This is a genomic window from Pseudomonas sp. NBRC 111143, assembly GCF_001320965.1.
GTDB lineage: Bacteria > Pseudomonadota > Gammaproteobacteria > Pseudomonadales > Pseudomonadaceae > Aquipseudomonas > Aquipseudomonas machongensis.
This window is the reverse complement of the sequence record NZ_BCBT01000046.1, coordinates 12,899-37,443: the sequence shown is the minus strand read 5'-3', so window position 1 is coordinate 37,443 and position 24,545 is coordinate 12,899. Positions and strand designations below refer to the sequence as shown.

At 63.6% G+C, this 24,545-nt stretch carries 22 protein-coding genes; 12 read left to right on the top strand and 10 right to left on the bottom strand.

All coding sequences use genetic code 11. The features are described 5' to 3' along the window. Positions 1-20 precede the first annotated feature (20 nt). Positions 21-254 carry a hypothetical protein gene (locus APH44_RS29375; protein WP_011534820.1) on the top strand — a complete coding sequence of 78 codons (234 nt, stop codon included), beginning with the start codon at positions 21-23 and terminating at the stop codon, positions 252-254. A gap of 50 nt (positions 255-304) precedes the next feature. Here APH44_RS29375 and sulA read toward each other — a convergent pair whose 3' ends face one another. Beyond that, positions 305-781, bottom strand: a complete 477-nt coding sequence (gene sulA, locus APH44_RS21555) for an SOS-induced cell division inhibitor SulA (protein ID WP_054894446.1) — start codon at positions 779-781, stop codon at positions 305-307. A 13-nt stretch (positions 782-794) separates the two neighbouring features. Further along, the gene (gene lexA / locus APH44_RS21550) at positions 795-1,403 is read right to left on the bottom strand and encodes a transcriptional repressor LexA (RefSeq protein WP_054894445.1); all 609 of its coding nucleotides are present in this window, start codon (positions 1,401-1,403) and stop codon (positions 795-797) included. 241 nt (positions 1,404-1,644) lie between these two features. Between lexA and APH44_RS21545 the strand changes: the two genes are divergently transcribed. Genes APH44_RS21545 through nagZ form a run of 3 tightly spaced genes read left to right on the top strand, consistent with a single transcriptional unit; the run spans position 1,645 to position 3,944 of the window. Continuing rightward, positions 1,645-2,358, top strand: coding sequence for a TetR/AcrR family transcriptional regulator (locus APH44_RS21545; RefSeq protein WP_054894444.1), 714 nt, complete (start codon positions 1,645-1,647; stop codon positions 2,356-2,358). Between the two features lie 40 nt (positions 2,359-2,398). Beyond that, entirely contained in the window at positions 2,399-2,923 is a 525-nt protein-coding gene (locus APH44_RS21540; RefSeq protein ID WP_054894443.1) for a L,D-transpeptidase, read from the top strand. A 22-nt stretch (positions 2,924-2,945) separates the two neighbouring features. Continuing rightward, the gene (gene nagZ, locus APH44_RS21535; RefSeq protein WP_176717864.1) at positions 2,946-3,944 is read left to right on the top strand and encodes a beta-N-acetylhexosaminidase; all 999 of its coding nucleotides are present in this window, start codon (positions 2,946-2,948) and stop codon (positions 3,942-3,944) included. A 52-nt stretch (positions 3,945-3,996) separates the two neighbouring features. Here nagZ and APH44_RS29370 read toward each other — a convergent pair whose 3' ends face one another. The 3 genes from APH44_RS29370 to mfd form a co-directional block, all read right to left on the bottom strand. Next, complete coding sequence (locus APH44_RS29370; RefSeq protein WP_371105599.1) at positions 3,997-6,897, bottom strand: DEAD/DEAH box helicase; 2,901 nt, start codon at positions 6,895-6,897, stop codon at positions 3,997-3,999. Positions 6,898-7,308: 411 nt separating this feature from the next. Further along, complete coding sequence (locus tag APH44_RS21525; RefSeq protein WP_054894441.1) at positions 7,309-7,884, bottom strand: CsiV family protein; 576 nt, start codon at positions 7,882-7,884, stop codon at positions 7,309-7,311. 9 nt (positions 7,885-7,893) lie between these two features. Continuing rightward, positions 7,894-11,343, bottom strand: coding sequence for a transcription-repair coupling factor (mfd, locus tag APH44_RS21520; protein ID WP_054894440.1), 3,450 nt, complete (start codon positions 11,341-11,343; stop codon positions 7,894-7,896). Between the two features lie 167 nt (positions 11,344-11,510). Here mfd and APH44_RS21515 point away from each other — a divergent pair, with 167 nt between their 5' ends. From APH44_RS21515 to sthA, 3 genes are all read left to right on the top strand, one after another. Beyond that, positions 11,511-12,974 carry a glyceraldehyde-3-phosphate dehydrogenase gene (locus APH44_RS21515; RefSeq protein WP_054894439.1) on the top strand — a complete coding sequence of 488 codons (1,464 nt, stop codon included), beginning with the start codon at positions 11,511-11,513 and terminating at the stop codon, positions 12,972-12,974. Between the two features lie 131 nt (positions 12,975-13,105). After that, positions 13,106-14,104 carry an FAD:protein FMN transferase gene (locus APH44_RS21510; protein ID WP_054894438.1) on the top strand — a complete coding sequence of 333 codons (999 nt, stop codon included), beginning with the start codon at positions 13,106-13,108 and terminating at the stop codon, positions 14,102-14,104. 202 nt (positions 14,105-14,306) lie between these two features. After that, positions 14,307-15,701, top strand: a complete 1,395-nt coding sequence (gene sthA / locus APH44_RS21505; protein ID WP_054894437.1) for a Si-specific NAD(P)(+) transhydrogenase — start codon at positions 14,307-14,309, stop codon at positions 15,699-15,701. A gap of 48 nt (positions 15,702-15,749) precedes the next feature. Here the strand turns inward: sthA and APH44_RS21500 are convergent, their stop codons facing one another. Continuing rightward, positions 15,750-16,466: a glycerophosphodiester phosphodiesterase gene (locus tag APH44_RS21500; RefSeq protein ID WP_054894436.1), complete on the bottom strand. Its 717-nt coding sequence runs from the start codon at positions 16,464-16,466 to the stop codon at positions 15,750-15,752. A 31-nt stretch (positions 16,467-16,497) separates the two neighbouring features. Beyond that, positions 16,498-17,082 carry a PilZ domain-containing protein gene (locus tag APH44_RS21495; protein WP_054894435.1) on the bottom strand — a complete coding sequence of 195 codons (585 nt, stop codon included), beginning with the start codon at positions 17,080-17,082 and terminating at the stop codon, positions 16,498-16,500. A gap of 93 nt (positions 17,083-17,175) precedes the next feature. Between APH44_RS21495 and APH44_RS21490 the strand changes: the two genes are divergently transcribed. The 3 genes from APH44_RS21490 to APH44_RS21480 are packed head-to-tail and all read left to right on the top strand — an operon-like array spanning position 17,176 to position 20,418. Continuing rightward, a complete protein-coding gene (locus APH44_RS21490) occupies positions 17,176-18,426 on the top strand; it encodes a lipoprotein-releasing ABC transporter permease subunit (RefSeq protein ID WP_054894434.1) in 1,251 nt (416 codons plus the stop codon). Positions 18,427-18,433: 7 nt separating this feature from the next. Beyond that, on the top strand, positions 18,434-19,117 hold the full coding sequence (gene lolD / locus APH44_RS21485; protein WP_172964760.1) for a lipoprotein-releasing ABC transporter ATP-binding protein LolD: 684 nt from the start codon (positions 18,434-18,436) through the stop codon (positions 19,115-19,117). Between the two features lie 56 nt (positions 19,118-19,173). Next, positions 19,174-20,418: a lipoprotein-releasing ABC transporter permease subunit gene (locus tag APH44_RS21480; RefSeq protein WP_054894432.1), complete on the top strand. Its 1,245-nt coding sequence runs from the start codon at positions 19,174-19,176 to the stop codon at positions 20,416-20,418. 76 nt (positions 20,419-20,494) lie between these two features. Here APH44_RS21480 and APH44_RS21475 read toward each other — a convergent pair whose 3' ends face one another. Further along, positions 20,495-21,832, bottom strand: coding sequence for a heavy metal sensor histidine kinase (locus APH44_RS21475; RefSeq protein WP_054894459.1), 1,338 nt, complete (start codon positions 21,830-21,832; stop codon positions 20,495-20,497). Continuing rightward, a complete protein-coding gene (gene cinR, locus APH44_RS21470; RefSeq protein ID WP_054894431.1) occupies positions 21,829-22,509 on the bottom strand; it encodes a two-component system response regulator CinR in 681 nt (226 codons plus the stop codon). Before cinR ends, APH44_RS21475 begins: the two co-directional genes overlap by 4 nt. A 207-nt stretch (positions 22,510-22,716) precedes the next feature. Between cinR and APH44_RS21465 the strand changes: the two genes are divergently transcribed. Both APH44_RS21465 and queF read left to right on the top strand, forming a co-directional pair. Further along, positions 22,717-23,211 carry a plastocyanin/azurin family copper-binding protein gene (locus APH44_RS21465; RefSeq protein ID WP_054894430.1) on the top strand — a complete coding sequence of 165 codons (495 nt, stop codon included), beginning with the start codon at positions 22,717-22,719 and terminating at the stop codon, positions 23,209-23,211. Positions 23,212-23,278: 67 nt separating this feature from the next. Continuing rightward, positions 23,279-24,109, top strand: coding sequence for an NADPH-dependent 7-cyano-7-deazaguanine reductase QueF (queF, locus tag APH44_RS21460; protein ID WP_054894429.1), 831 nt, complete (start codon positions 23,279-23,281; stop codon positions 24,107-24,109). A 93-nt stretch (positions 24,110-24,202) separates the two neighbouring features. On the opposite strand, the gene APH44_RS21455 is transcribed toward queF, so the two are convergent. Continuing rightward, positions 24,203-24,466, bottom strand: coding sequence for a DUF4404 family protein (locus APH44_RS21455; RefSeq protein WP_054894428.1), 264 nt, complete (start codon positions 24,464-24,466; stop codon positions 24,203-24,205). Positions 24,467-24,545: the final 79 nt, after the last annotated feature.

Below are 24,545 nucleotides of genomic sequence, written 5' to 3'. Positions count from 1 at the left end.
TCGTGAACAGCAGGCCCTTTATGTCAACGTCCTTTCTAGAAATTGTCGAATTGCCTGATGGCCGGATCGAACTGCGCCGTGCCGAGGACGAGGGTTCGCTGGTTACCCTGGATTTCTCCGAAGATGCCAAGGCATTTCTTCAGGGGCAGCATGTAGAAGTGGCCAAAGCCATGCTCAGCGTTGGTGTGCAGATGGCAGGTAAGCTGGTCGAAGGTGACTTCGAGCGAGATGAAGGGCCGCGGGTTCTGCACTGAACACGCCAGTTGGGCCATCACTGCAGTGCGTCACAGGCAAAGCCTGGACATCAGCCGAGGCGGATGTTCAGGCTTTGTGCATTTCCGCAGGTGGCGGCACGAACGAGCTGTTGGCGGATGCTGGCATTGACGTTGCCGAACCAGCTGACCACCGTGTGGCTATGACCCAGACGTAGCGCTTCGCAGGCCAGTTGCAGGGCGCTCTGGTTGCTTCCGGGTTGCAGCAGCAGGATGCGTTCGCGATTCAGGCCGGCGTCACGCAGCCAGGTTTGTGTGAGACTCGCCGGCGGTGCGATCAGTGTCAGCCAGCGTGCGTCATCTTCTTCGCTCAGCTCGCGCAGGATAGGGGCCAACAGGCTTTGGCAGTGCCCTGGCGCGCCGCGCAGGGACAGTTCACTGAACAGTTCTGGTTGGCCGGGCTTGCGCGACTGCTCGCGACTTTTCAGGCCTGGCAGTACCGGCTGTGCGAGAAAGGCTTCGAACAATGGCAATTGTGCGGGCTGCGATAAATGGGCGGACTGCTGCATGACGCCTCCTGGATCAGCGGCGAATGACGCCGACGCTCAAGCCCTCGATCACCAGTTCCTGATCTTTCAGGTCGACTTCGATGGGGGCGAATTCGGGGTTTTCGGCAATCAGCCAAACTTTGCTGCCCTCGCGCTTGAAGCGCTTGACGGTCACTTCGTCACCGATGCGGGCGACCACGATCTGGCCGTTGCGGGCTTCGCGGCAGGTGTGCACGGCGAGCAGGTCGCCGTCGACGATGCCGATATCCTTCATGCTCATGCCGTGAACGCGCAACAGGTAGTCGGCGCGAGGATGGAAGAAGGCTGGATTGATATTGCAGGATTCCTCGATGTGCTGCTCGGCGAGGATCGGGGCACCTGCTGCAACACGGCCGATGATCGGCAGGCCGCTGTCGTCAGGCTTGGCTTCGAGACCCGGGATGCGAATGCCGCGGGAGGCGCCTGGCGTCATCTCGATGGCGCCCTTGCGCGCCAAGGCCTTGAGGTGCTCTTCGGCGGCATTGGGCGATTTGAACCCTAGCTCTTGTGCGATTTCTGCGCGGGTAGGCGGGAAGCCGTTGTCTTCAAGGCAACGTTTGATGAAGGCCAGGATCTCGGCTTGGCGTGGCGTCAGTTTCAGCATGGCGAGTGGCTCTGTCTTTTTATACAGTGACTGGGATTATATACAGTACAAGGCCTGCTGCAAGCACCACGCTTGAAGAAAATCGCCGCGGTCTTCCAAGCGTTGTGCCCAGCCCTTGATATTTGTGGCTTGCAGCTTGAGCTTCGGCGCTTTAAAAAGGGCGACCGTCGGGTCACCGAACCTTGACATGCGCGTGCTTGAAACGTATGTTTCAAACAACTGTTTGTCAGGCGGATAAGTCATGGCCCAATCGGAAACCGTTGAACGCATTCTCGATGCTGCCGAGCAGCTGTTCGCGGAAAGAGGTTTCGCGGAAACTTCGTTGCGTTTGATCACTAGCAAGGCCGGGGTCAACCTGGCGGCGGTGAACTACCATTTCGGCTCCAAAAAGGCGCTTATCCAGGCGGTCTTCTCGCGCTTCCTCGGTCCGTTCTGTGCCAGCCTGGAGCGTGAACTCGAGCGCCGTCAGGCGCGCCCTGAGCAGAAGCCGACGCTCGAAGAACTGCTGGAGATGCTGGTGGAGCAGGCCTTGGCCGTGCAGCCGCGCAGCAACAACGACCTGTCGATCTTCATGCGCCTGCTGGGCTTGGCCTTCAGTCAGAGTCAGGGCCACCTGCGCCGCTATCTTGAAGACATGTACGGCAAGGTGTTCCGGCGCTACATGCTGTTGGTCAACGAAGCGGCACCGCGTATTCCCCCCATCGAGCTGTTCTGGCGCGTGCATTTCATGCTGGGTGCCGCCGCGTTCAGCATGTCCGGTATCAAGGCGCTGCGCGCCATCGCTGAAACCGATTTCGGCATCAACACTTCGATCGAGCAGGTCATGCGCTTGATGGTGCCGTTCCTCGCCGCCGGCATGCGTGCCGATAGCGGGGTAACCGACGAGGCCATGGCGGCCGCGCAACTGCGGCCACGCAGCAAGAGCGCAGCCACCGGCGCGCCAGCCAAGGCTTGAACACTGGGCGGGGCAGGGCGCTTCGGCTAAGCTAGCGCCCATGCCCGACCTTGATTTCCTGCATATCTCCCTCGCTGACCAACGCCTTTACGGATTTTCCCGGGGGATGTTGTGCGTGCGCCTGGACGTTTCCACTGCACGTCTGGGGGCGGGTGAACTCAATGGTTCTGGCTGCACGCCGCGTGGCCTGCATCAGGTCAGGGCGAAGATCGGCGCCGGATTGCCGCAAGGGGCTGTGCTCAGCAGCCGACGCTGGACCGGTGAAGTCTGGTCGCCCGCCTTGCACGCGCAATCTCCAGGCCGTGACTGGATCCTCACCCGCATCCTCTGGCTCAGTGGCTGTGAGCCAGGCATCAACCGCCTGGGACGGGTCGATACCTTTCGTCGCTACATTTATCTGCACGGCACGCCGGACAGCGAACCGCTGGGCGTGCCGTTGTCCCATGGCTGCGTGCGCCTGCGCAACCGCGAGCTGTTGGACCTGTTCGAGCACGTGCCGGTCCATTGCCCGGTGCGCATAAGCGAGGCTGCCTGCCCGCAATGGGCCTCTCTGGATATTCAATGAAGGACACCCTATGACTGCCAGCCTGCAAGGCTCCCTGATGGTGGATATCGCCGGTCAATGGTTGACCGCCGAGGATCGTCACCTCCTGCGCCAGCCCGAAGTGGCCGGTCTGATCATCTTTGCCCGTAACATCGACAGCCCACGCCAGGTGCGCGAGCTGTGCGCCTCGATCCGTGCTATTCGTCCTGACCTGATCCTGGCGGTCGATCAGGAAGGTGGTCGGGTCCAGCGTCTGCGTCAGGGCTTCGTGCGTTTGCCGGCCATGCGTGCCATTGCCGACAATGCCAACGCCGATTACCTGGCCGAACAATGCGGTTGGCTGATGGCCACCGAAGTTCTGGCGGTCGGCCTTGACCTGAGTTTCGCACCGGTACTGGACCTTGATCACCAGCGCAGCGCGGTCGTTGGCAGCCGTGCCTTCGAAGGGGATCCGCAGCGTGCCACGCAACTGGCCGGTGCCTTCATTCGTGGCATGAACACGGCTGGCATGGCGGCCTGCGGCAAGCACTTCCCCGGACATGGCTGGGCGGAAGCCGATTCGCACGTGGCGATCCCCACCGATGAGCGCAGCCTGGAGCAGCTACGCCAGGCTGACCTGGTACCGTTCACTCGTCTCAGCGGCCAACTGGCAGCGGTGATGCCGGCGCATGTGATCTATCCGCAGGTCGACAACCAGCCGGCGGGCTTTTCGCGGCGCTGGCTGCAGGACATCCTGCGCGGCGAGCTGGGCTTTGAGGGGGTGATCTTCAGTGACGACTTGTCCATGGCTGGCGCGCATGTGGTGGGCGATGCCGCCAGTCGCATCGAGGCAGCGCTGAGTGCCGGTTGCGACATGGGGCTGGTGTGCAATGACCGAGCTGCGGCGGAACTCGCGCTGAGTGCGGCGCAGCGCTTGAAGGTGCGGCCGTCGCCGCGCATCGCCGGCATGCGTGGGCAAGGTTTCGCACGCACCGACTATCGCCAGCAGCCGCGCTGGCTTGAGGCGCTGGGGGCGTTGAAGGACGCGCAGCTGGTGGATTGACCGTGGTGTTCCCTTCGCGGACAAGTCGGGACGCGAAGGGGACGCCCCGGATTCAGCGCCCTCGCTTGCCCGGCAGCGGGGCGAACAGTGCCTCGATTTCTTCATCCCCCAGCCGCCACTGACCGGCCTGCCCGCCATCGAGCAGACCGGCCGCCAAGGCGGCTTTCTCTTGCTGCAACTGCTGGATCTTCTCTTCCACCGTGCCGCGGGTGATCAGCTTGTAGACGAACACCGGCTTGTCCTGACCGATACGGTACGCGCGGTCGGTGGCCTGGTTCTCACTGGCCGGGTTCCACCAGGGGTCGTAGTGAATCACCGTATCGGCAGCGGTCAGGTTCAGGCCTGTACCACCGGCCTTGAGGCTGATCAGGAATACTTCGCTGTCGCCGTTCTGGAACTGTTGAACCGGCGCGCGGCGATCGCGGGTTTCGCCGGTCAGCAGGCTGTAGCGAATGTTGCGCTTTTCCAGTTCCTGCTCGATCAGTGCGAGCATCGAAGTGAACTGGGAGAACAGCAGCACTCGGCGACCTTCGCTGAGCAGTTCCTCGAGCATTTCCATCAAGCTGCCCAGCTTGCCCTTGTCGGCTTGATTGCCCTTGGCTTCCACACCCTTGACCAGACGCAGGTCACAGCACACCTGGCGCAGCTTGAGCAAGGCATCGAGGATGACGATCTGGCTGCGTGAGGCGCCATTGCGGGCGATTTCATCGCGCACCTTCTTGTCCATGGCCACGCGCACCGTTTCGTAGGTGTCGCGCTGTGCGTCGCTGAGGTCCACCCAGTGAACCATCTCGCTCTTGGCCGGCAGCTCTCGGGCAACCTGCTCCTTGCTGCGGCGCAGCAGGAAAGGGCGTACTCGGCTGGCCAGGTGGGCCAGCCGCTCGCGGTCGCCATGACGTTCGATGGGGGTGCGGTAATCCTGGTTGAAGCGTTTCTGATCGCCCAGCCAGCCGGGCATCAGGAAGTGGAAGATCGACCATAGCTCACCCAGGTTGTTCTCCATGGGTGTGCCGGTCAGGCAAAGGCGCTGGTTGGCCTGCAGCTCCCGGGCGGCCTGGGCGGCCTTGCTGGTGCTGCTCTTGATGTTCTGTGCTTCGTCCAGCACCAGCACGTGCCAGGGTTGGGCCTGCAATGGCTCGAGGTCGCGTGGCAGCAGGGCGTATGTGGTCAGGATCAGGTCGTATTCGTGCAGTGCACCAAAGAACCGGGTGCGTCCGGGGCCGTGCAGGGCCAGGACACGCAGATTGGGTGCGAAGCGCTGTGCTTCGTCCAGCCAGTTGGGCACAAGGCTGGTGGGCATCACTGCCAGGGCTGGATGGTTCAGGCGCCCGGCTTCTTTTTCCAGCAGCAGATGGGCAAGGGTCTGCAGGGTCTTGCCCAGACCCATGTCGTCGCCGAGGATGCCACCGGTGCCCATCTCGCGCAGGGCTTGCAGCCAGTTCAGGCCCTGCTGCTGGTAGGGGCGCAAGGTTGCGGCCAGCCCCTTGGGTGGCTCGACTTCCAGGTCACGCGCATCGCGCAGGCGCCGGCCGAGATCGCGCAGTTGTTCGCCACCTTCCCATTGCAGGGGCAGGTGCTCGATATCGTTCAGGCGTGCCGCATCGGCGCGCTCCATGCGCAGCGTCGGTCCGCTGGCATCCTCGTGCAGATACAGCTCGCCGAGGGTGCCCATCACTGCCTTGATCCGGCCGTAGGGCAGGGCGACCCGCATGGCCGGGCTGTCCAGGCGACCGCGGTTGAGGTCGATCAACAGGTGTTCATCGTCGCCGCGCCGCGCAAGTTCGCTGGGGCGCAGCAGTTCGGGGCTGCTGCGCAGCAACTGCAGGACGATCGGCAGCAGGCTGTGGCGCTGGCCGTCGACCACGATGCCCAGCTCCAGATCGAACCATTCGTGGCCGGGGGCTTCCTGAATGTTGGCGTACCAGTCTTCCACGTCGTGGAGGTTGAAGGCGAAGTCACGGTGGACGTCCACCTTCCAACCTGCCTCGCGCAGTCGCAGCAGGTCTTCGCGGGCGAAGCGCAGCCAGGTCTCGTCGTCGGGCAGTTGGAACATTTCGCCGGCGCTGTCGGGCAGGGCCTTGCTCTGACGTGTGGCAGGCTTGAAACCGAGCTTGTGCAGGGTGTCGCGCAGACGTTTTTCATGCTGTGGCTGGCGGCGAATATGCTGGCTGGTGCTGCCCACCAGGCGGCTCAGCGGCTTGTCGTCGGGGCCGCTGGCGCGCAGCCCGTCGTAGTCGAACGACAGCGCGGCGCGATGCTGCAACTGACGCTGCATGCGTCCGGTCTTGGGCGTGTAGGCGCTGAATTCCAGGCTGCCAAGAGTGAGGTGTGCTGTGGGCTCGATGTTGTCGAGCAGTTCCTGCTTGACGGTTGTCGGGGTCGGCAGTTGGTGGTTCAGGGCGTTGAGCTTGTGGCTGAGTGGCACGATCAGGTGTTCCGGTACATCGGGTGCGAGCGAGAGCTGGATGGCGGTGTGAGGGTCGAGACTGTGGGCGACGGTACCGACTTCACTGGTCATGACGTCGAAGTAAAACAACGGCACCAGCGGCAGGACGCAAAGCAGCGGTTTGTCGGCGTTGTACCACATGCCGCGGTATTCGCCGCTGTCCAGGCGCACCCAGCGAAATTCCGCCTGGCGCTCCTGGCCGCGGCGCAGCAGCGGCAACTCTTCCATGAACATCAGGCGTCCGGTTTCCAGCACCCGTTGCAGTAGCTCGCCGCCTTCCTGGCCTTTTAGCACGTAGCCGCGCTCCTGGCCGTAGGGGGCGTTCTGTGCGGACAACTGGCGCAGGATGCGCAGGTCTTCTTCCTTGACGAACTTGGGCGGCTCGTAGAGCAGTTCATACAGCGATTGCACCCGGCTGTAGCGTATGTCGCCATCGTTGCGAGTGCCCTTGCGCACGCGCAGGGCGCAGCCTTGATCGCCCAGCAGCATGAGCTGGTAGCAGACCATGCGTCCGCGCTTGTCTTCTTCAGGCCTGTGGGAGGAGGCGCGTTGCTCAAGGCCCTGCAGCCAGTGTTGCAGGTTGTGCGGCAGGTGATCGCTGGCCGCCGGTTGTGCCGTATGGCGGTGGGCGAGCGTGTAGAGCACGGCGGCGCAGTGCTTGCAGTTCTCGCCGACCGGGCAGGTGCACTGGCCGCGAACATGACAGTGTCCGGCGGAGTTGAAGGTGATGGTAATCCGCTGACGATAACGGTTGTCGCCGTTGCCGCTGCAGGTTGCCTCGATACGTGCGTCGCCGTGGGAGAGAATCTCTACCCTCCCTTGCTCGGCATAGCGCTCACCGCGCTGCAGAGCGCCGGCGTTGAATTCGCGCTTCCAGCTCGGGTTTTCCGCAACCTGCTTCTGCACGTCACTCACGTGTCACTGCTCCATCATCTCCGGGTCCATCGTTGGCAGCTTGCGCATGCCAGCCGGTGCGACCCTGATCAGCAGCGCCAGGTGGCCCCCGTCGAGGAAGGTCAGCTGGCCGTTTTTCACATTGCTGTTGCTTTGCTTGAATTGCTCGCTGCGCAGCACGCTGCCGTTGCCGTCCAGGTCGTTGACCCAGAAGTTGGCCTCGATGCGGGTGAAGCGGCCCTCGGCGATGCTCAGGTTGCCCTCGATGGGGAAGTGCCCGAACTGCTCGTCACCGGCGCCCACGGCGATGCGGCTGGGCTCGCTGCCCACCTGCTGCTGCCAAGCCTTGTGCAGCAGCACAGTGAAGTCGGCAGTGGCTTGCAGGCGGGTGGCTTCGTCGACCAGTGCCAGTGGGCGTTCGGCGTCCTTGGCCAGGCGTGGGGCGCCGGCGCTCCAGTTCTCGGGGGCGAACGGGCTGGTCACGGCAGGCACGGCATTCTGCCGCAGGAGGAGGATTTCCACCTGATAAGGGCCTTCGGCGAAGGCCGTCACTGGCGCGATGAGCGACAGCAACAAGGTCAGGCAACGAATGGCACGCATGGAGCTTCCTTAATTTGACTGTGGGGCCAGGCGCTCGAACAGCGCCTCGAGAGTGTTGAAGCGTTCTTCCGGGCGTTCCATCGGCACCAGGAAGCGGAACTGGGTCGCGCCTTCGAACTTGTAGCGCTTGGGCTGGCCCTGGATCAGCTTGATCAGGGTCAGTGGATCGACCGGCGTTTCGGCCTCGAACTCGAGCTTGCCGCCATTGGGGCCGGCATCGACCTTCTTGATGCCAAGCTTCTCGGCCTGCAGCTTGAGCAGCGTCAGGCGCATGAGGTTCTTGGTCGGCTCGGGCAGCAGGCCGAAGCGGTCGATCATCTCCACCTGCAGGTCCTTGAGGCCTTCTTCGTCGGCCGCCGAAGCGATGCGTTTGTACAGGATCAGGCGGGCGTGCACATCGGGCAGGTAGTCCTCGGGGATCAGCGCCGGCAGGCGCAGGTTGATCTCCGGGCCGCCGCCCAGTGGTTGCTCGAGATTGGGTTGGGTGCCCTTGCGGATCGCCTTGACCGCACGTTCGAGCATCTCCATGTAGAGGGTGAAACCCACTGCCTGGATCTGCCCGCTCTGGCCTTCGCCGAGCAGCTCGCCGGCGCCGCGGATCTCCAGGTCGTTGGTGGCCAGCACGAAGCCTGCGCCCAGGTCCTGGGTGTTGGCGATCGCCTCCAGGCGTTTCTCGGCATCGCCGCTGATCTGTTGGCGTGGCGGGGTGAGCAGGTAGGCGTAGGCCTGGTGGTGGCTGCGTCCGACCCGGCCGCGCAACTGGTGCAACTGGGCCAGGCCGAACTTGTCGGCACGTTCGATGACGATGGTGTTGGCGCTGGGCACGTCGATGCCGGTCTCGATGATGGTCGAGGCAATCAGCACGTTGAAGCGCTTGTGGTAGAAGTCGCTCATCACCTGTTCGAGCTCGCGCTCGCGCATCTGCCCGTGGCCAATGCCGATGCGCGCTTCGGGCACCAGCTCGGCGAGGTCGGCGGCGCATTTCTCGATGGTCTTCACATCGTTGTGCAGGTAATAGACCTGGCCGCCACGCAGCAGCTCGCGCAGCAGTGCTTCCTTGACCGTGCTCTTGTTCTGCTCCATGACGAAGGTGCGCACCGACAGGCGTCGAGCCGGCGGGGTGGCGATGATCGACAGGTCGCGCATGCCGGCCACGGCCATGTTCAGGGTGCGCGGGATTGGCGTGGCGGTGAGGGTGAGGATGTCCACCTCGCTGCGTAGCGCCTTGAGCTGTTCTTTCTGGCGTACGCCGAAACGGTGCTCTTCGTCGATGATCGCCAGGCCCAGGTCCTTGAAGCGCACATCGTCCTGCAGCAGCTTGTGGGTGCCGATGAGGATGTCGATCTTGCCTTCGGCAAGGTCTGCGGCGGCGGCGGCCACTTCCTTGGCGGACTTGAAGCGGCTCATCACCTCGACCGTCACGGGCCAGTCGGCAAAGCGATCACGGAAGCTGTTGTAGTGCTGCTGGGCGAGCAGGGTGGTAGGTACCAGGACCGCGACCTGGCGGCCGCTGTGCACCGCGATGAAGGCTGCGCGCATGGCCACTTCGGTCTTGCCGAAGCCGACATCGCCACACACCAGCCGATCCATGGGCTTGGCGGCGAGCATGTCGAGGCGCACGGCCTCGATGGCAGCCTGCTGATCGGGCGTCTCTTCGAAGGGGAAGCCGGCGCTGAAGGTGGCGTAGTCAGCGGCCGGGTCGGCGAAGGCGTAGCCCTTGCGCGCAGCACGGCGGGCATAGATGTCGAGCAGCTCGGCGGCCACGTCGCGCACCTGTTCGGCGGCCTTGCGCTTGGCCTTCTGCCAGGCTTCGGAGCCGAGTCGGTGCAGCGGCGCCAGGGCGTCGTCGCTGCCGGTGTAGCGGGCGATCAGGTGCAGGTTGGCCACCGGCACATAGAGCTTGGCGCCCTCGGCGTATTCAAGGGTGAGGAACTCGGCGGCCTGGCCGTCGATTTCCAGGGTGGCCAGGCCCAGGTAGCGGCCCACGCCGTGATCGATGTGCACTACAGGGGCGCCTTCGCGCAGCTCGGTGAGGTTCTTGATGACTGCATCGTTGGCCGCTTCGCCGCGCTTGTCGCGACGTCGGCGCTGCATCACGCGCTGGCCGAACAGCGGGCTTTCGGCCACAAGGGCCAGGCTCGGGTCATCCAGCAGCAGGCCGTCATCGAGCGGGGCGATGGTGATCGCCAGGCGCTCGCTGCCCGTGATGAAATCGGCCCAGCCTTCGACGGTGTGCGGGCGCAGCTTCAGGCGTTCGAGCAGCTCCAGCAGCACTTCGCGGCGGCCTGCCGATTCGGCGGTGAACAGCACCCGGCCGGGGAACTGGTCGAGGAAGTTCGACAGCTCTGCCAGCGGCTGGTTGGCCTTGGCCTCGATGGCCAGGTTGGGCAAGGCGCGGGCCGGGAAGCGCTCGCGGCCTGCGCCCTGTTCGATTTCGTCGGCGCTGACCACCACGCGCGGCCATTGCTTGAGGCGGGCGAAGCAGTCCTCGACCGGCATGAACAACTCGGCCGGTGGCAGCAAGGGGCGGCTGAGGTCGCCGCGGCGCTCTTCGTAGCGCCCGCGTACGTCGTTCCAGAAGTGTTCGGCGGCCTGCTCGACGCCGGGCAGGGAGAATACCTGGGTGTCTGCCGGCAGGTAGTCGAAGAGTGTCGCGGTCTCTTCGAAGAACAGCGGCAGGTAGTATTCGATGCCGGCCGGAATGATGCCGCTGGTCAGGTCCTGGAAGATCGCGCTGCGCCGGAAGTCGACGTCGAAGCGCTCTCGGAAGCGGGCCTTGAAGCGTGTCACCTCATCCTTGTGCATGGGGAATTCGCGGGCCGGCAGCAGGCGGATCGAGTCGACCTTGTCGATCGAGCGCTGGGTCTCCGGGTCGAAGGTGCGCAGGGTCTCGATCTCGTCGTCGAACAGGTCGATGCGATACGGCGCCTTGCTGCCCATGGGGAACAAATCGATCAGCGCGCCGCGCACGGCGAATTCACCATGCTCGTAGACCGTGTCGACGCAGCGGTAGCCGCTGGCTTCCAGGCGGGTGCGCATCTGCTCGACGTCGATCTTCTGGCCCACGTCCAGCACCAGGCTGCTGCCCAGCAGGAAGCGGGTCGGGGCCAGGCGGTGCAGGGCGGTGGTGATCGGCACCACGAGAATACCGTGGTCCAGCTCTGGCAGTCGGTAGAGGCTGGCAATGCGCTGGGAGATGATGTCCTGGTGCGGCGAGAACAGGTCGTAGGGCAGGGTTTCCCAGTCGGGGAACGGCAGCACCGGGAGCTGCGGGGCGAAGAAACGCAGCTCCTGTTCCAGGCGATCGGCGGCCTGGCTATCGGCAGTCAGCAGCAGGGTGAAGCGCCCGGCGCTGCTGGCGGCCTCGGCGATGGCGAGACTGAGGGCGGCACCTGGCAGGTTGCCCCAGGTTTGTTTGCCGGCCGTGGCCGACAGTTGCGGAAGGCGCAGAACTGACACGGAAGATCCGACTCCAAGCGTTGCGGCAAAGAGGTCAAGTGTACCGGCGACGCTGCTCGCTGTCAGGCTCGAAAGGGCATGACGGCTGGCTTTGCGGGTAGCGACAGGCGCTCATTGCCCGATACGCATCGGGGCGTCATAATGTAGCCCCTTTTTTCTGTCCCTACATGTGGAAGGTTCCCGTGACTCAGAAGCCCGACCAGTGTCTTGGTGAGTGGATCGATCGTGAAGCCCTGGCTGAAGCGATGATCCCGCTTATCGGTCAGCTCTACCGCAACAACAACGTGGTGAGCTCGATCTATGGCCGCAGCCTGATCAACCGTTCGGTTATCTCGATCCTCAAAGCCCATCGCTTTGCACGTCACCGTCAGACCGACGAGACCGAACTGTCCGTACACGAGACATTCCCCCTGCTCAAAGCCATGAGCGAGCTGAAACTGGGCGCCGCTTCGGTCGACCTGGGCAAGCTGGCCAACAAGTTCAAGCAGGAAGGCAACGGTCGCACTGCCGAGCAGTTCGTCCGTGAAGAGCTGGCTGAGGTGGTTGGCCAGCAGAACGCTTCGGCGCGCAAGGGCACCGACGTCGTCCTGTACGGCTTCGGCCGCATCGGCCGCCTGCTGGCGCGCATCCTGATCGAGAAGACCGGTGGTGGCGACGGCCTGCGCCTGCGCGCCATCGTCGTGCGCAAGGGCGCCGAAAACGACCTGGTCAAGCGCGCCAGCCTGCTGCGCCGCGACTCGGTTCACGGCCCGTTCGATGGCACCATCACCATCGATGAAGCCAACAACACCATCACTGCCAACGGCAACCTGATCCAGGTCATCTACGCCAAGAGCCCGAGCGAAGTCGACTACACCCAGTACGGCATCGACAACGCACTGATCGTCGACAACACCGGCGTCTGGCGCGATGCCGACGGCCTGGGCCAGCACCTGGCCTGCCCGGGCGCTGCCCGTGTGATCCTCACCGCACCTGGCAAGGGCGCGCTGAAGAACATCGTGCACGGCATCAACCATGGCGATATCGCTGCCGATGACAAGATCATCTCCGCGGCATCCTGCACCACCAACGCCATCGTGCCGGTGCTCAAGGCCATCAACGATCAGTACGGCATCGTCAACGGCCACGTCGAAACCGTTCACTCGTTCACCAACGACCAGAACCTGATCGACAACTTCCACAAGGGCAGCCGTCGCGGTCGTGCCGCGCCGCTGAACATGGTCATCACCGAAACCGGCGCCGCCACTGCCGCTGCCAAGGCACTGCCAGTGCTCAAGGGCAAGCTGACCGGCAACGCCATTCGCGTACCGACGCCGAACGTGTCGATGGCCATCCTGAACCTGAACCTGGAAAAGGCGACCAACCGCGAGGAGCTCAACGAGTACCTGCGCCAGACCGCCATGCACTCGGAACTGCACAAGCAGATCGACTACGTCAGCTCCCAGGAAGTGGTTTCGACCGACTTCGTCGGCTCGCGCCACGCCGGTGTGGTCGATGCCGAAGCGACCATCTGCAACGATAATCGTGTTGTCCTGTACGTCTGGTACGACAACGAATTCGGTTACAGCTGCCAGGTCGTTCGCGTGATGGAAGAGATGGCCGGTGTGAACCCGCCAGCGTTTCCACGCTGATAGGCTTGTAAGGCCATGAAAAAACGGGAACCTTCGGGTTCCCGTTTTTTTATGTCGTGTCTGTGCCGGCACTGCCACGGTAAACGCTGGTCCCACGGTAGACGCGGCACAGGCAACCGAGAGTCTGAATCTTGCGCAAAGCCTTACTGCTTATCCTGATGCTACTATCGGCCTGTGACCAGCAACCCACGCTGGAGCGCCTTGGCGGTCCGACCATGGGCAGCAGCTACAGCATCCAGTATGTTCGCAACCCCGGCGGCCCGGCGCCGGACCAGGTGCGCGAGGCTGTCGAAACCATCCTGCATGAAATTGACGCGTCGTATTCCACCTACCGTGACGACTCTGTCGTCAGTCGCTTCAACCAGTTGCCGGCCAATCAATGCCTGGCCATCCCGCAGGACATGCTCGAGCTGGTCACCTTCGGCCAGCACCTGGCGGATGTGAGCGAGGGGGCGTTCGACCTCAGTGTCGAGCCACTGCTCAACCTGTGGGGTTTCGGCCCGCAGGCGCGTCAGGAGCAGGTGCCCGATCCTCAGGCCCTGGCCTTGGCCCGTCAGCGCGTAGGTTATCGTCACCTGCACATCGATGGCGAGCGCCTGTGCAAGGATGTCGCGCTGGAGCTGGACTTCAACAGCATCGCTGCCGGTCACGCCGTCGACCTGATCGCCGAGCGCCTGCGGGCGATGGGTATCGACAGCTTTGTCGCCGAAGCCACCGGGGAATTGCAGGCCGCAGGCCGCAAGCCTGATGGCAGCCCCTGGCGCATTGCACTGGAGCTGCCGCGCGAGGATCGCCAGATCGCCCGCCAGGTGATTGCCATCGATGGCCTGTCGGTGTCGACCTCGGGTGACTACCGCAACTATTTCGAGGACAATGGCCGGCGCTATTCGCACACCTTCGATGCCCGTCTGGGGCGTCCGGTCGCCCACGGTCTGGCTGCGGTCACCGTGCTTGACCGCTCGGCACTGATCGCTGACGGTTACTCGACGTTGCTGCTGATTCTCGGGCCCGAGCGCGGCTGGGATTTTGCCGTGGCCCACGGCATCGCTGCCGTACTGGTGACCCGGGTCGAGGGTGGTTTCGTCTCCCGTTCCACACCAGGTTTCCAGCGGGTGTTGAAAGGCGGGTGAAAGGCAGGGCACGGATGATCGCGGCCAGGGAAGCGGCGAAATGACATGTAGTGCAGGCAAAGATGGCCTACGACGCGACCAAGGGTTAATGTGCGCGGCGTTCACGCTTGATTAGACTGCACCCGAATTTTTTCATGGCGCCCCGGCGACATGATGAGCCCCGCGGCCAGCCGGCCGGCGGGCCAGTTCTGAAGGAGTACGCATGGCTGTCTACAACTACGACGTAGTGGTGCTGGGTTCCGGCCCGGCCGGAGAAGGCGCGGCAATGAACGCCGCCAAAGCGGGGCGCAAGGTCGCGATGGTCGACAGCCGTCGCCAGGTCGGCGGCAACTGCACCCACTTGGGCACCATCCCGTCCAAGGCACTGCGTCACTCGGTGCGGCAGATCATGCAGTTCAACACCAACCCGATGTTCCGTGCCATTGGTGAGCCGCGCTGGTTCTCCTTCCCCGACGTGCTCAAGAGCGCCGAGAAGGTGATTTCCAAGCAGGTTGCCTCGCGCACCGGCTACTACGCGCGCAACCGCGTCGACGTGTTCGTCGGCACCGGCAGCTTCGCCGACGAGCAGACCGTCGAAGTGGTCTGCCCCAACGGTGTGGTCGAGAAGCTCAACGCCAAGCACATCATCATCGCCACCGGCTCGCGCCCTTATCGCCCGGCCGACATCGACTTCCACCACCCGCGCGTCTACGACAGCGACACCATCCTCAGCCTGAGCCACACGCCGCGCAAGCTGATCGTCTATGGTGCCGGGGTGATCGGTTGCGAATACGCCTCGATCTTCAGTGGCCTGGGCGTGCTGGTCGAATTGGTCGACAACCGTGGCCAATTGCTGAGCTTCCTGGATTCGGAAATCTCCCAGGCGCTGAGCTACCACTTCAGCAACAACAACATCACCGTACGCCATAACGAGGAGTACGAGCGTGTCGAGGGTCTGGACAACGGGGTGATCCTGCACCTGAAGTCCGGCAAGAAGATCAAGGCCGACGCCTTGCTGTGGTGCAACGGCCGTACCGGCAACACCGACAAGCTGGGCCTTGAGAACATCGGCATCAAGGTCAACAGCCGCGGCCAGATCGAGGTCGACGAGAACTACAGCACCAGTGTGCCGAACATCTACGGTGCCGGTGACGTGATCGGTTGGCCGAGCCTGGCCAGCGCCGCCCACGACCAGGGCCGTTCTGCGGCTGGCAGCATCGTCGACAACGGCAGCTGGCGCTTCGTCAACGACGTGCCGACCGGCATCTACACCATTCCGGAGATCAGCTCGATCGGCAAGAACGAGCAGGAGCTGACCCAGGCCAAGGTGCCGTACGAAGTGGGCAAGGCGTTCTTCAAGAGCATGGCCCGTGCGCAGATCGCCGGCGAGCCTCAGGGCATGCTGAAGATCCTGTTCCACCGCGAAACCCTGGAAATCCTTGGCGTGCACTGCTTCGGCTACCAGGCTTCGGAGATTGTCCACATCGGCCAGGCGATCATGAACCAGCCGGGTGAGCTGAACAATCTCAAGTACTTCGTCAACACCACCTTCAACTACCCGACCATGGCCGAAGCCTATCGGGTAGCTGCCTACGACGGTCTGAACCGGCTTTTTTGAGCGGCTCCGACCGGTGGCCTGAGCCGGTCGGGGAGACCGATTTCAGCCCTACCCGAGGGTGGTCTTGGCCAAACCGGGAAAGTCTGTAATCAGGCTGTCCACGCCAAAATCGGCGAGTCGGCGCATCAGCGCCGGCTCGTTGACCGTCCACACCGACACATGCAAACCCTGCTTCTGCGCCTTGAGCAGGCGTTCGGGGGTGCACAGTGTCCAGTTCAGCGCGAGCATCTCGCAGCCGTAGTTCTGAGCCACTTTCAGTGGGTCGAGCCAGGCGTATTCGGCAACCAGCCCACGCGTGATGTCGGGCACCAGTTCCTGTGCTGCCCCCAGCACTTCCCGCGAGCTCGAGGTGATGGTCACCTTGTCGAGCAGGCCGTACTGTTGGGCCAGTTCGCGGATGGCCAGCACCGTGCTTGCTGCGCGGGTGCGCGAAGCACTCTTGACCTCCAGTTGCCAGTGGGCAAAGGCGCATTTCTCGAACAGTTCTTCAAGGCGCGGGATAGGGCAGGGCTGCACATGTCCGGGGCCGCCCTTGCGCGCGTCGTAGGTAACCAGGTCTGCTGCCGGGTGTTCGACGACCTTGCCGCGTCGACCGGTGGTGCGCTTGAGGGTCGGGTCATGGATCACCATCAGCTCGTTATCGGCCGACAGGTGCAGGTCCAGCTCGCAACGGTCGACGCCGTGCGACAGGCACTGGCGGAAGCTGGTCAGGGTGTTCTCGGGCGCTTCGCCCTTGGCGCCGCGATGGCCGTAGATCAGGGTCACGTTCGTTCCTTCAGGTCTAAAGGGAAAAGGCTCAGGATGCCGGGTCGTCGTGTTCGAGTTGCTGGCGCCGCTGTTGTTGCTGACGCTGCAGGATATAGCGGGCCAGGAGCTGGCGCTGGGCATCGGTCATGTCGATGAATTCGGTGCCAACTTCGAAGTCGCCTTCGGGACGTGGGTCGCAGTGGGTGACGCGGCCACGCAGCAACAGGCCGTGGGCGCGAGGCATCAGTACCATCTTCACCTTGACCCGGGTGCCGGGCGCGATCTGCTGCGTCTGGGCGAATTCGACACCGCCTTCGGAGATGATCACCCGCTGCGGCTGGCCGATCTCGCCGATCAGCGTTTGTGCGACCACCGCGCTGAGCAGGTCGAGGCGTTTGTTCTGGGCGCGCAGGAAGGCGGCCAGGGTGCGGTCCTTGTCGCTGAGCTGGCGCAACAGGTGCTGGGATTCGAAGTCCGACAGGTGCAGCTCGCTGAGCAGGTTGAACAGTGGTGAATCATCCTGCAACAGTTCTGGCTCAAGGGCTTCGGCCGCGCTCAGGGGGCTGATTTCCAGTGCGATCCTGTCTTCGATGCGGTAGTATTCCCGGCGATCTTCTTCGTCTAATGTCGTCATGGCGAACCCATGGTTGCGGCGGTGGTCCGAGTGTAAAGCCGCCGTAGGCGCCTCGCCACCAGGACGTTCCCTTTCATCCGAACAAGCCCCGACATGTTCAGACCTCTCTTCGTATTCATCGGTACGCGTTACACCCGTGCCAAGCGACGCAACCATTTCGTCTCGTTCATTTCCCTGACCTCGATGATCGGCCTCGCCCTGGGCGTGGTGGTGATGATCGTGGTGCTGTCGGTGATGAATGGCTTCGATCACGAGATGCGCACCCGCGTCCTTGGCATGGTCCCCCACGCCACCATCGAGGGCGACCAGCCCATCGGCGACTGGCAGGCCCTTGCTCAACAAGTAAAGCAGAATCCGCACGTGCAGGCGGTCGCGCCCTTCACGCAGATGCAGGGGCTGCTTACCCATGACGGCAAGGTGCAGAAGATGCTGCTCAACGGCATCCAGCCGGACCGCGAGCGCGAGGTGTCGATCATCGACAACTTCCTGCAGCAGGGCAGCCTCGACCAACTGGCGCCCGGCGAGTGGGGCATCCTCATCGGTGACAAGGCCGCCACCAAGCTGGGCGTCAAGGTCGGTGACAAGGTCACGTTCGTCGCCCCCGAGGTGAGCATCACCCCGGCCGGGATGTTCCCGCGCATGAAGCGCTTTACCGTGGTCGGCACCTTTCACGTCGGCGCTGGCGAGATCGATGGCTTCCTGGGGCTGACCAACCTCTCCGACCTTTCGCGCCTGCACCGCTGGAAGGCCGACCAGGTGCAAGGCCTGCGCCTGAAGTTCGACGACCTGTTCAAGGCGCCGCGCGAGGCCTGGAGCATCGTCCAGCAGTTGGGCGAGCACCAGTACTACGCCCGCGACTGGACCCGCACCCAAGGCAACCTGTACCAGGCGATCCGCATGGAGAAGTCGATCATCGGCCTGCTCCTGCTGCTGATCGTCGCGGTGGCCGCGTTCAACATCATTTCCACCCTGGTGATGGTGGTCAACGACAAGCGCGGCGACATCGCCATCCTGCGTACGCTTGGCGCCACGCCCCGGCAGATCATGGCGATCTTCATGGTCCAGGGCACGGTGATCGGCGTGGTTGGCACGCTGATCGGCGCAGTGGTCGGGATCATCGCCGCGCTCAACGTCAGTGCGGCGATCGCGGGTGTCGAGACCTTGATCGGGCACAAGTTCCTCAATGCCGATGTGTACTTCATCGATTACCTGCCGTCGCAGATCATCGCCCAGGACGTGTGGATGGTCTGCGGTGCGGCACTGGTCCTGAGTTTCCTCGCCACCCTGTATCCGGCCTGGCGTGCCGCGCGCACCCAGCCTGCAGAGGCGCTACGTTATGAGTGAGTCGCGCATGAGTGATAAAGCCGTACTGAGTTGCCGCAACCTGGGCAAGTCCTATGACGAGGGGCCGGAGTCGGTGCAGGTGCTGTCTGGCCTGAGCCTGGAGCTGCACCCGGGTGAGCGGGTGGCCATCGTCGGTAGCTCCGGCTCGGGCAAGAGCACGCTGCTCAACTTGCTTGGCGGCCTCGACACGCCAACCCAGGGCAGCGTCTGGCTGGCCGGGGAGGAGCTTTCGGCGCTCGGCGAACGTGATCGCGGCTTGCTGCGCAACCGCGCCCTGGGCTTCGTCTACCAGTTCCACCACCTGCTGGCAGAATTCACGGCCCTGGAAAACGTCTGCATGCCGCTGCTGATCGGTCGTACACCCATCCCGGAGGCGCGCCAGCGCGCAGAGGCGCTGCTCAAGCGTGTAGGCCTCAGCCATCGCCTGAATCACAAGCCTGCCGAACTGTCTGGCGGCGAGCGCCAGCGCGTGGCGATTGCCCGTGCGCTGGTCAACCAGCCGGGCCTGGTGATGCTCGACGAGCCCACCGGCAACCTTGACCACCATACCGCCCTGGGTATCCAGGAGCTGATGCAGGAACTGTCGACGGCGTCGCGCACGGCGTTCCTGGTGGTGACCCACGACCTGAGCCTGGCACGCAAGATGGACCGTGTGCTGAGCCTGGAAGACGGTCGTCTGATCTCGATCTGATTGCATGGGGCCGCCTGCGCGGCCCCAATCTACTGTTCAACTGGGTGTTCGCGTACATGTTCAGACCCTTGCCCTTGTTCATCGGTGCCCGTTACACCCGTGCCAAGCGCCGCAATCACTTCATCTCGTTCATCTCCATGACCTCGATGATCGGCCTCTCTTTGGGCGTGCTGGCGATGATCGTGGTGTTGTCGGTGATGAACGGTTTCCAGCGTGAAATGAGCTCGCGCGTGCTGGGGTTGGTGCCGCATGCCAGCATCCTTGGCGTACAGCCGCTGGATAACTGGCAGAGCGTTGCCGAGGCCGCGCTGAAGAACCCGGCGGTGATCGCCGCGGCGCCCCTGACGGAAATGGAAGGCATGCTCTCCTACAAGGGCGCGATGCAGCCGATACAGGTCAGCGGTATCGATCCGGCGCAGGAGGGCAAGGTCTCCATTGTCGGCCAGCATATCGTTCAGGGTGCCCTGCAAGCGCTGCAGCCCGGTGAGTATGGCGTGGTGCTCGGGGAGCTGACGGCGCGCCGTTTTCGCCTGAACACCGGCGACAAGGTCACCCTGATCGTGCCGGAAGTGAGCAGTGCGCCCGGTGGTATTACCCCACGCATGCAGCGCCTGACCGTGGTCGGCATCTTCAAGGTCGGCGCCGAGCTGGACGGTTCGCAGGCCTACATCCACATGTCCGATGCCGGCGAGATGCAACGCTGGGCACCGGGCCAGGTGCAGGGCGTACGCCTGAAGCTGCACGACCTGTACGCTGCGCCGCAGGTGTCCAAGGCGATCGCTTCGGGCCTGGGCGATGCCTACCGCGCCGATGACTGGTCGCACACCCAGGGCAGCTTGTTCAGCGCGATGAAGATGGAAAAGACCATGATCGGTCTGCTGTTGCTGATGATCATTGCCGTGGCGGCCTTCAACATCATCGCCACCCTGGTGATGGTGGTGAACGACAAGGGTGCCGACATCGCGATTCTACGCACCATCGGTGCGACGCCGGCGCAGATCATGGGGACCTTCATGGTCCAGGGCAGCCTGATCGGTATCGTCGGCACCCTGATTGGCGGGGTGTTGGGCGTGATCGGTGCGCTCAACGTCAGCGCCATTGTCGGTTGGCTGGAACGCACCAGCGGCCAGCATATCTTCACCTCCGACATGTACTTCATCAGCAGCCTGCCATCGCAGTTGCAGTGGGGTGATGTCGCGATCATCTGTATCGCCGGCCTGGTGATGAGTTTCCTGGCCACGTTGTACCCGGCGTATCGCGCATCGCAGATCGAGCCTGCGATGGCCTTGCGTTACGAGTGACGTCGTGGTCTGCGCCTGGAGGTGGGCGCGATCCCTGCGTGGGCGCGAGCTTGGGCAAAGCCCGTGCCAGCCTGCCTCAGCCTGTCTGGGGTAGGTCGATCACAAAGCGCGTCCATCCCCCTTCACAGTGGGCGTGAATTCCCCCGCCATGGGCCTGCACGATGGACCGGGTGATCGCAAGCCCCAGCCCCGCATGTTCGCTGCTGCCTTCATGGCGTGTCGGATCCTCTCGATAGAACCGGTCGAACAGGCGTGGCAGGGCCTGCGCTGCAATCGCGGGGCCGGTATTGGCGATCTCTATGTGCAGCCCCGGTGACAGCGTCACTTCGATGGTCCCGCCAGGTGGAGTGAAGCGCAGTGCGTTGTCCAGCAGGTTGGACATGGCCCGGCGCAGCATGTGCCGGTCGCCCTCTGTCTGCGCCTCACCGCGGCGTTGCAGGATGATGCCGGCATCTTCGGCCAGCGGCGCGTAGTACTCCAGCAGAGCATCGGTCTCGGTCGCCAGGTCCAAAGCCTGTCGGCTGGGCATCAGCAGACCATGGTCGGCCTTGGCCAGGAACAGCATGTCGTTGACCATCTGCGCCATGTGTTGCAGTTCCTCGAGGTTGCCGTGAAGGGCTTCGCGGTACTCCTCCAGGCTGCGGGGGCGGGTGAGGGTGACCTGGGTGTGGGTGAGCAGATTTGACAGCGGCGTGCGCAGTTCATGGGCGATGTCGGCGGAAAAGGCCGAGAGGCGCTGAAAAGCATCGTCCAGGCGTTGCAGCATGGCGTTGACGGTGTGGCCGAGCTCGGCGAGTTCTTCAGGCAGTTGTGCCACTGGCAGGCGCGTGGTCAGCGAGCGCGCATTGACGCTGGCGGCCACCGCGCCCATCTGGCGCAACGGTTGCAATCCGCGGCGCGCAGCCCAGGCGCCGAGTAGGGCTGTGGCCAGCGCGCAGAGCCCGACGGTCAGCCAGATCAACTGCTGCATGCGTTGCAGAAAGTGCTGGTGGTGGGTGATGTCGAGAAACAAGGTGACCTGAGCGTTTGGCAACGCCTGGCACAGGCTGCGGTAGTCCATGCCGTCACTGTGCAGGGTGGCCAGGCCCGGCTGACGGGGCTCCTGCGGCAAGCCTGCGCGGCTGTCGAACCACAGCGTACCGTCGTTGCCGCGGATACGCAGGGCCAGGTCCGACTGGTGGCTGAGCTCGCTGCGCAGCGTCGGCAGGTGGTCGTCCAACGCGGCGCGGGAGTCGACATCGGCCAGGTGCGTGCGCAATTGCGAGAGGCGGGCGCTGAGCAACTGCTGGTCGAGCTCGACGAAGTGACGTTCACTGGCATGGCTGAACAACAACCCGGCGCTCAGCGACACAGCGGCGGTGCAGGCCGCGAACAGCAGGGCCAGGCGCCCGCTGAGGGAGAGTCGGGGCATCAGTCGTGGCGCTCCTCGAGCACGTAGCCCATGCCGCGCACGGTATGGATCAGCTTGTTGGGGTGGTTGTCGTCGATCTTCAGGCGCAGGCGACGGATCGCGACCTCGATCACATTGGTGTCGCTGTCGAAATTCATGTCCCACACCTGCGAAGCGATCAGCGATTTGGGCAGCACCTCGCCCTGGCGCCGCAGCAGCAGCTCGAGCAGGGCGAATTCCTTGGCGGTCAGGTCGATGCGGCTGCCGGCGCGCTCGGCGCGGCGACGGATCAGGTCCAGGCGCAGGTCGGCCAGGGCCAGGATGGTGTCCTGAGAAGGGCTGGCACCGCGGCGCAGCAGGCTACGTACCCGGGCCAGCAGCTCGGAGAAGGCAAAGGGTTTGACCAGATAATCGTCGGCCCCCAGCTCCAGGCCATGAACGCGGTCTTCGACAGCGTCACGCGCGGTAAGGAACAATACCGGCGTGTCCAGCCCCGCCTGGCGCACCGCCTGAAGGATCTGCCAGCCATCCCGGCCCGGCAGCATGACATCCAGGATCAGCAGGTCGTGGTCGCCGGTGAGCGCGAGGAATTGCCCCGTTTCACCGTCACCGGCCAGTTCCGTGGCAAAACCGGCCTCGCTCAGGCCTTGGCGGAGGTATTGGCCGGTCCTGGCCTGGTCCTCGACGATCAGCAGTTTCATGTACTGTCCATTGTCAAAAAGGTAAGCGCATAAGCACTCCAGTTTTCATAGAACAGCCCGGAGTGTCGTGCCGCAGCATTGGCTCAAATGATACGTGACGATCGGCAAGCGCGCCCAAGCTGACAAACTTGTAATCTGCCTGTCAGCTAGCCGCCAGTCCCATGACCCTAGAGTGGCTCCATCTCTAGCGCACAAACCGGAGTTGCCATGAAACACCTGATCCTCGCCGCCACCCTTGCCGTGGCCAGCCTGCCGGTCTTCGCCGATGGCGCCAAGACCTTCGGCTTCGGCGAGCCGGCGCCGGCCTCCAAGGCCACCCGTACCGTCGATGTGGTGCTCAAGGATATCGCCTTCGAGCCCAAGAGCCTGCAGGTCAAGGCCGGCGAGACGGTGCGCTTCGTGGTGATCAACGAAGGCAAGCTGGCTCATGAGTTCAACCTGGGTGACAAAGCCATGCACGTCGAGCACCAGAAGGAGATGGCGGCCATGGCAGGCATGGACCATGGCAACATGGCCGGGATGGACCACAGCCAGATGGGCCATGGCGGCAACGGGCATGATCAGGGCAACACTGTGCTGGTCCAGCCCGGGCAGCGCGCCGAGCTGACCTGGACCTTCCGCAAGTCGGCGCCCATCGAGTTCGCCTGCAATGTACCGGGCCACTATCAGGCGGGGATGGTCGGTCAGTTGACCATCGAGTGACATCATCCCCAAGGCGGGGTGCAAAACCGGTAGAATGGCGCCATTCCCGCGCTTTCAGGTCAGATACATGCATCCCGCCGCCGAACACTCCCCGCTGGGCAAGTCCAGCGAATACATCGCCACTTACACCCCGTCGCTGCTGTTTCCGATCCCACGCACGGCCAAATGGGCCGAGCTGGGTGTGACCGCACAGACCCTGCCGTGGCAGGGCGTGGACTACTGGAACTGCTTCGAGCTGTCGTGGTTGCTGCCCTCCGGCAAGCCGGTGGTGGCCATCGGCGAGTTCGCCATTCCGGCCGACTCGCCTAACATCATCGAGTCCAAGTCGTTCAAGCTCTACCTCAACTCGTTGAACCAGACGGTGTTCGCATCGACCGGCGAGCTGCAGGCGTGCCTGGAGAAGGACTTGTCCGCTGCTGCAGGCAAGCCTGTGAAGGTTCAGGTTCGAACGCTGGGTGAGGTCGAGCAGCAGGGTGTGGTGGCCTTGCCGGGCCAGTGCATCGATGGGCTGGACGTGAGCATCAGCAACTACGAGCAACCGCAGCCCGAACTGCTGCGCTGCGACTCGCAACGTATCGTCGAGGAGACCCTGCACAGCCACCTGCTCAAGTCCAATTGCCCGGTTACCGGCCAGCCTGACTGGGGGAGTGTGGTGGTCGAGTACAAGGGCTGCGCGCTGGATCATGCCAGCCTGCTGACCTATCTGGTGAGCTTCCGCCAGCATGCCGACTTCCACGAGCAGTGCGTCGAGCGGATCTACCTGGACCTGCTGCGCCTGCTGCAGCCGGAGCATCTGACGGTGTATGCGCGTTATGTGCGCCGGGGTGGGCTGGATATCAATCCGTACCGCAGCAAAGGCGCGATCAGCCCGCGCAACGCGCGCCTGGTTCGCCAGTAACTGACGGTCAAAACGGCACGAGACCGCTCCCGCATGCGTGCGGGAGCGGTCTCGTGCCGAGATGGGGCCGCAGGGCGACCCTTTATCGTCGAATCAGATACCCATGCTGTGCAACCGGGTGATGATGTCTCGCAAGGTTGCAGTCAGCTCCGGGTGGTCGACCTCGAAACGCTCGACCGCAAGGTTGACGCCATCTACCAGGTTGTTGTCCGGGGAAGCCTCTTCAAGCTTCATCTGCGCTTCAATCTGTCGGGCTTCCTCGCGCAGGCTGGCCAGTTCCTCGTCGGTCAGCGGTACGTTTCGATCCAGTTGCTCGCGCAGGCTGTTCAGGCGCTCTTGCAATTCGCGGGCGGGCATTGGCTGTTCTCCATCAATGACTTGGCAAGCCATGGACCTCGGCGAAGCGGCAAAGGTTCTGGCCTGACTTCAAGCGTAA

Bases quoted from the DNA above. Each gene is read 5' to 3' on its own strand.
- APH44_RS21515 (WP_054894439.1), top strand. From the start codon at position 11,511: ATGTGGAAGGTTCCCGTGACTCAGAAGCCCGACCAGTGTCTTGGTGAG.
- cinR (WP_054894431.1), bottom strand. From the start codon at position 22,509: ATGAAACTGCTGATCGTCGAGGACCAGGCCAGGACCGGCCAATACCTC.
- APH44_RS21540 (WP_054894443.1), top strand. From the start codon at position 2,399: ATGCCCGACCTTGATTTCCTGCATATCTCCCTCGCTGACCAACGCCTT.
- sulA (WP_054894446.1), bottom strand. From the start codon at position 781: ATGCAGCAGTCCGCCCATTTATCGCAGCCCGCACAATTGCCATTGTTC.
- sthA (WP_054894437.1), top strand. From the start codon at position 14,307: ATGGCTGTCTACAACTACGACGTAGTGGTGCTGGGTTCCGGCCCGGCC.
- APH44_RS21455 (WP_054894428.1), bottom strand. From the start codon at position 24,466: ATGCCCGCCCGCGAATTGCAAGAGCGCCTGAACAGCCTGCGCGAGCAA.
- queF (WP_054894429.1), top strand. From the start codon at position 23,279: ATGCATCCCGCCGCCGAACACTCCCCGCTGGGCAAGTCCAGCGAATAC.
- lexA (WP_054894445.1), bottom strand. From the start codon at position 1,403: ATGCTGAAACTGACGCCACGCCAAGCCGAGATCCTGGCCTTCATCAAA.
- APH44_RS21545 (WP_054894444.1), top strand. From the start codon at position 1,645: ATGGCCCAATCGGAAACCGTTGAACGCATTCTCGATGCTGCCGAGCAG.
- lolD (WP_172964760.1), top strand. From the start codon at position 18,434: ATGAGTGATAAAGCCGTACTGAGTTGCCGCAACCTGGGCAAGTCCTAT.
- APH44_RS21490 (WP_054894434.1), top strand. From the start codon at position 17,176: ATGTTCAGACCTCTCTTCGTATTCATCGGTACGCGTTACACCCGTGCC.
- APH44_RS21525 (WP_054894441.1), bottom strand. From the start codon at position 7,884: ATGCGTGCCATTCGTTGCCTGACCTTGTTGCTGTCGCTCATCGCGCCA.
- APH44_RS21495 (WP_054894435.1), bottom strand. From the start codon at position 17,082: ATGACGACATTAGACGAAGAAGATCGCCGGGAATACTACCGCATCGAA.
- APH44_RS29375 (WP_011534820.1), top strand. From the start codon at position 21: ATGTCAACGTCCTTTCTAGAAATTGTCGAATTGCCTGATGGCCGGATC.
- APH44_RS21480 (WP_054894432.1), top strand. From the start codon at position 19,174: ATGTTCAGACCCTTGCCCTTGTTCATCGGTGCCCGTTACACCCGTGCC.
- APH44_RS29370 (WP_371105599.1), bottom strand. From the start codon at position 6,897: ATGGTCTGCTACCAGCTCATGCTGCTGGGCGATCAAGGCTGCGCCCTG.
- APH44_RS21465 (WP_054894430.1), top strand. From the start codon at position 22,717: ATGAAACACCTGATCCTCGCCGCCACCCTTGCCGTGGCCAGCCTGCCG.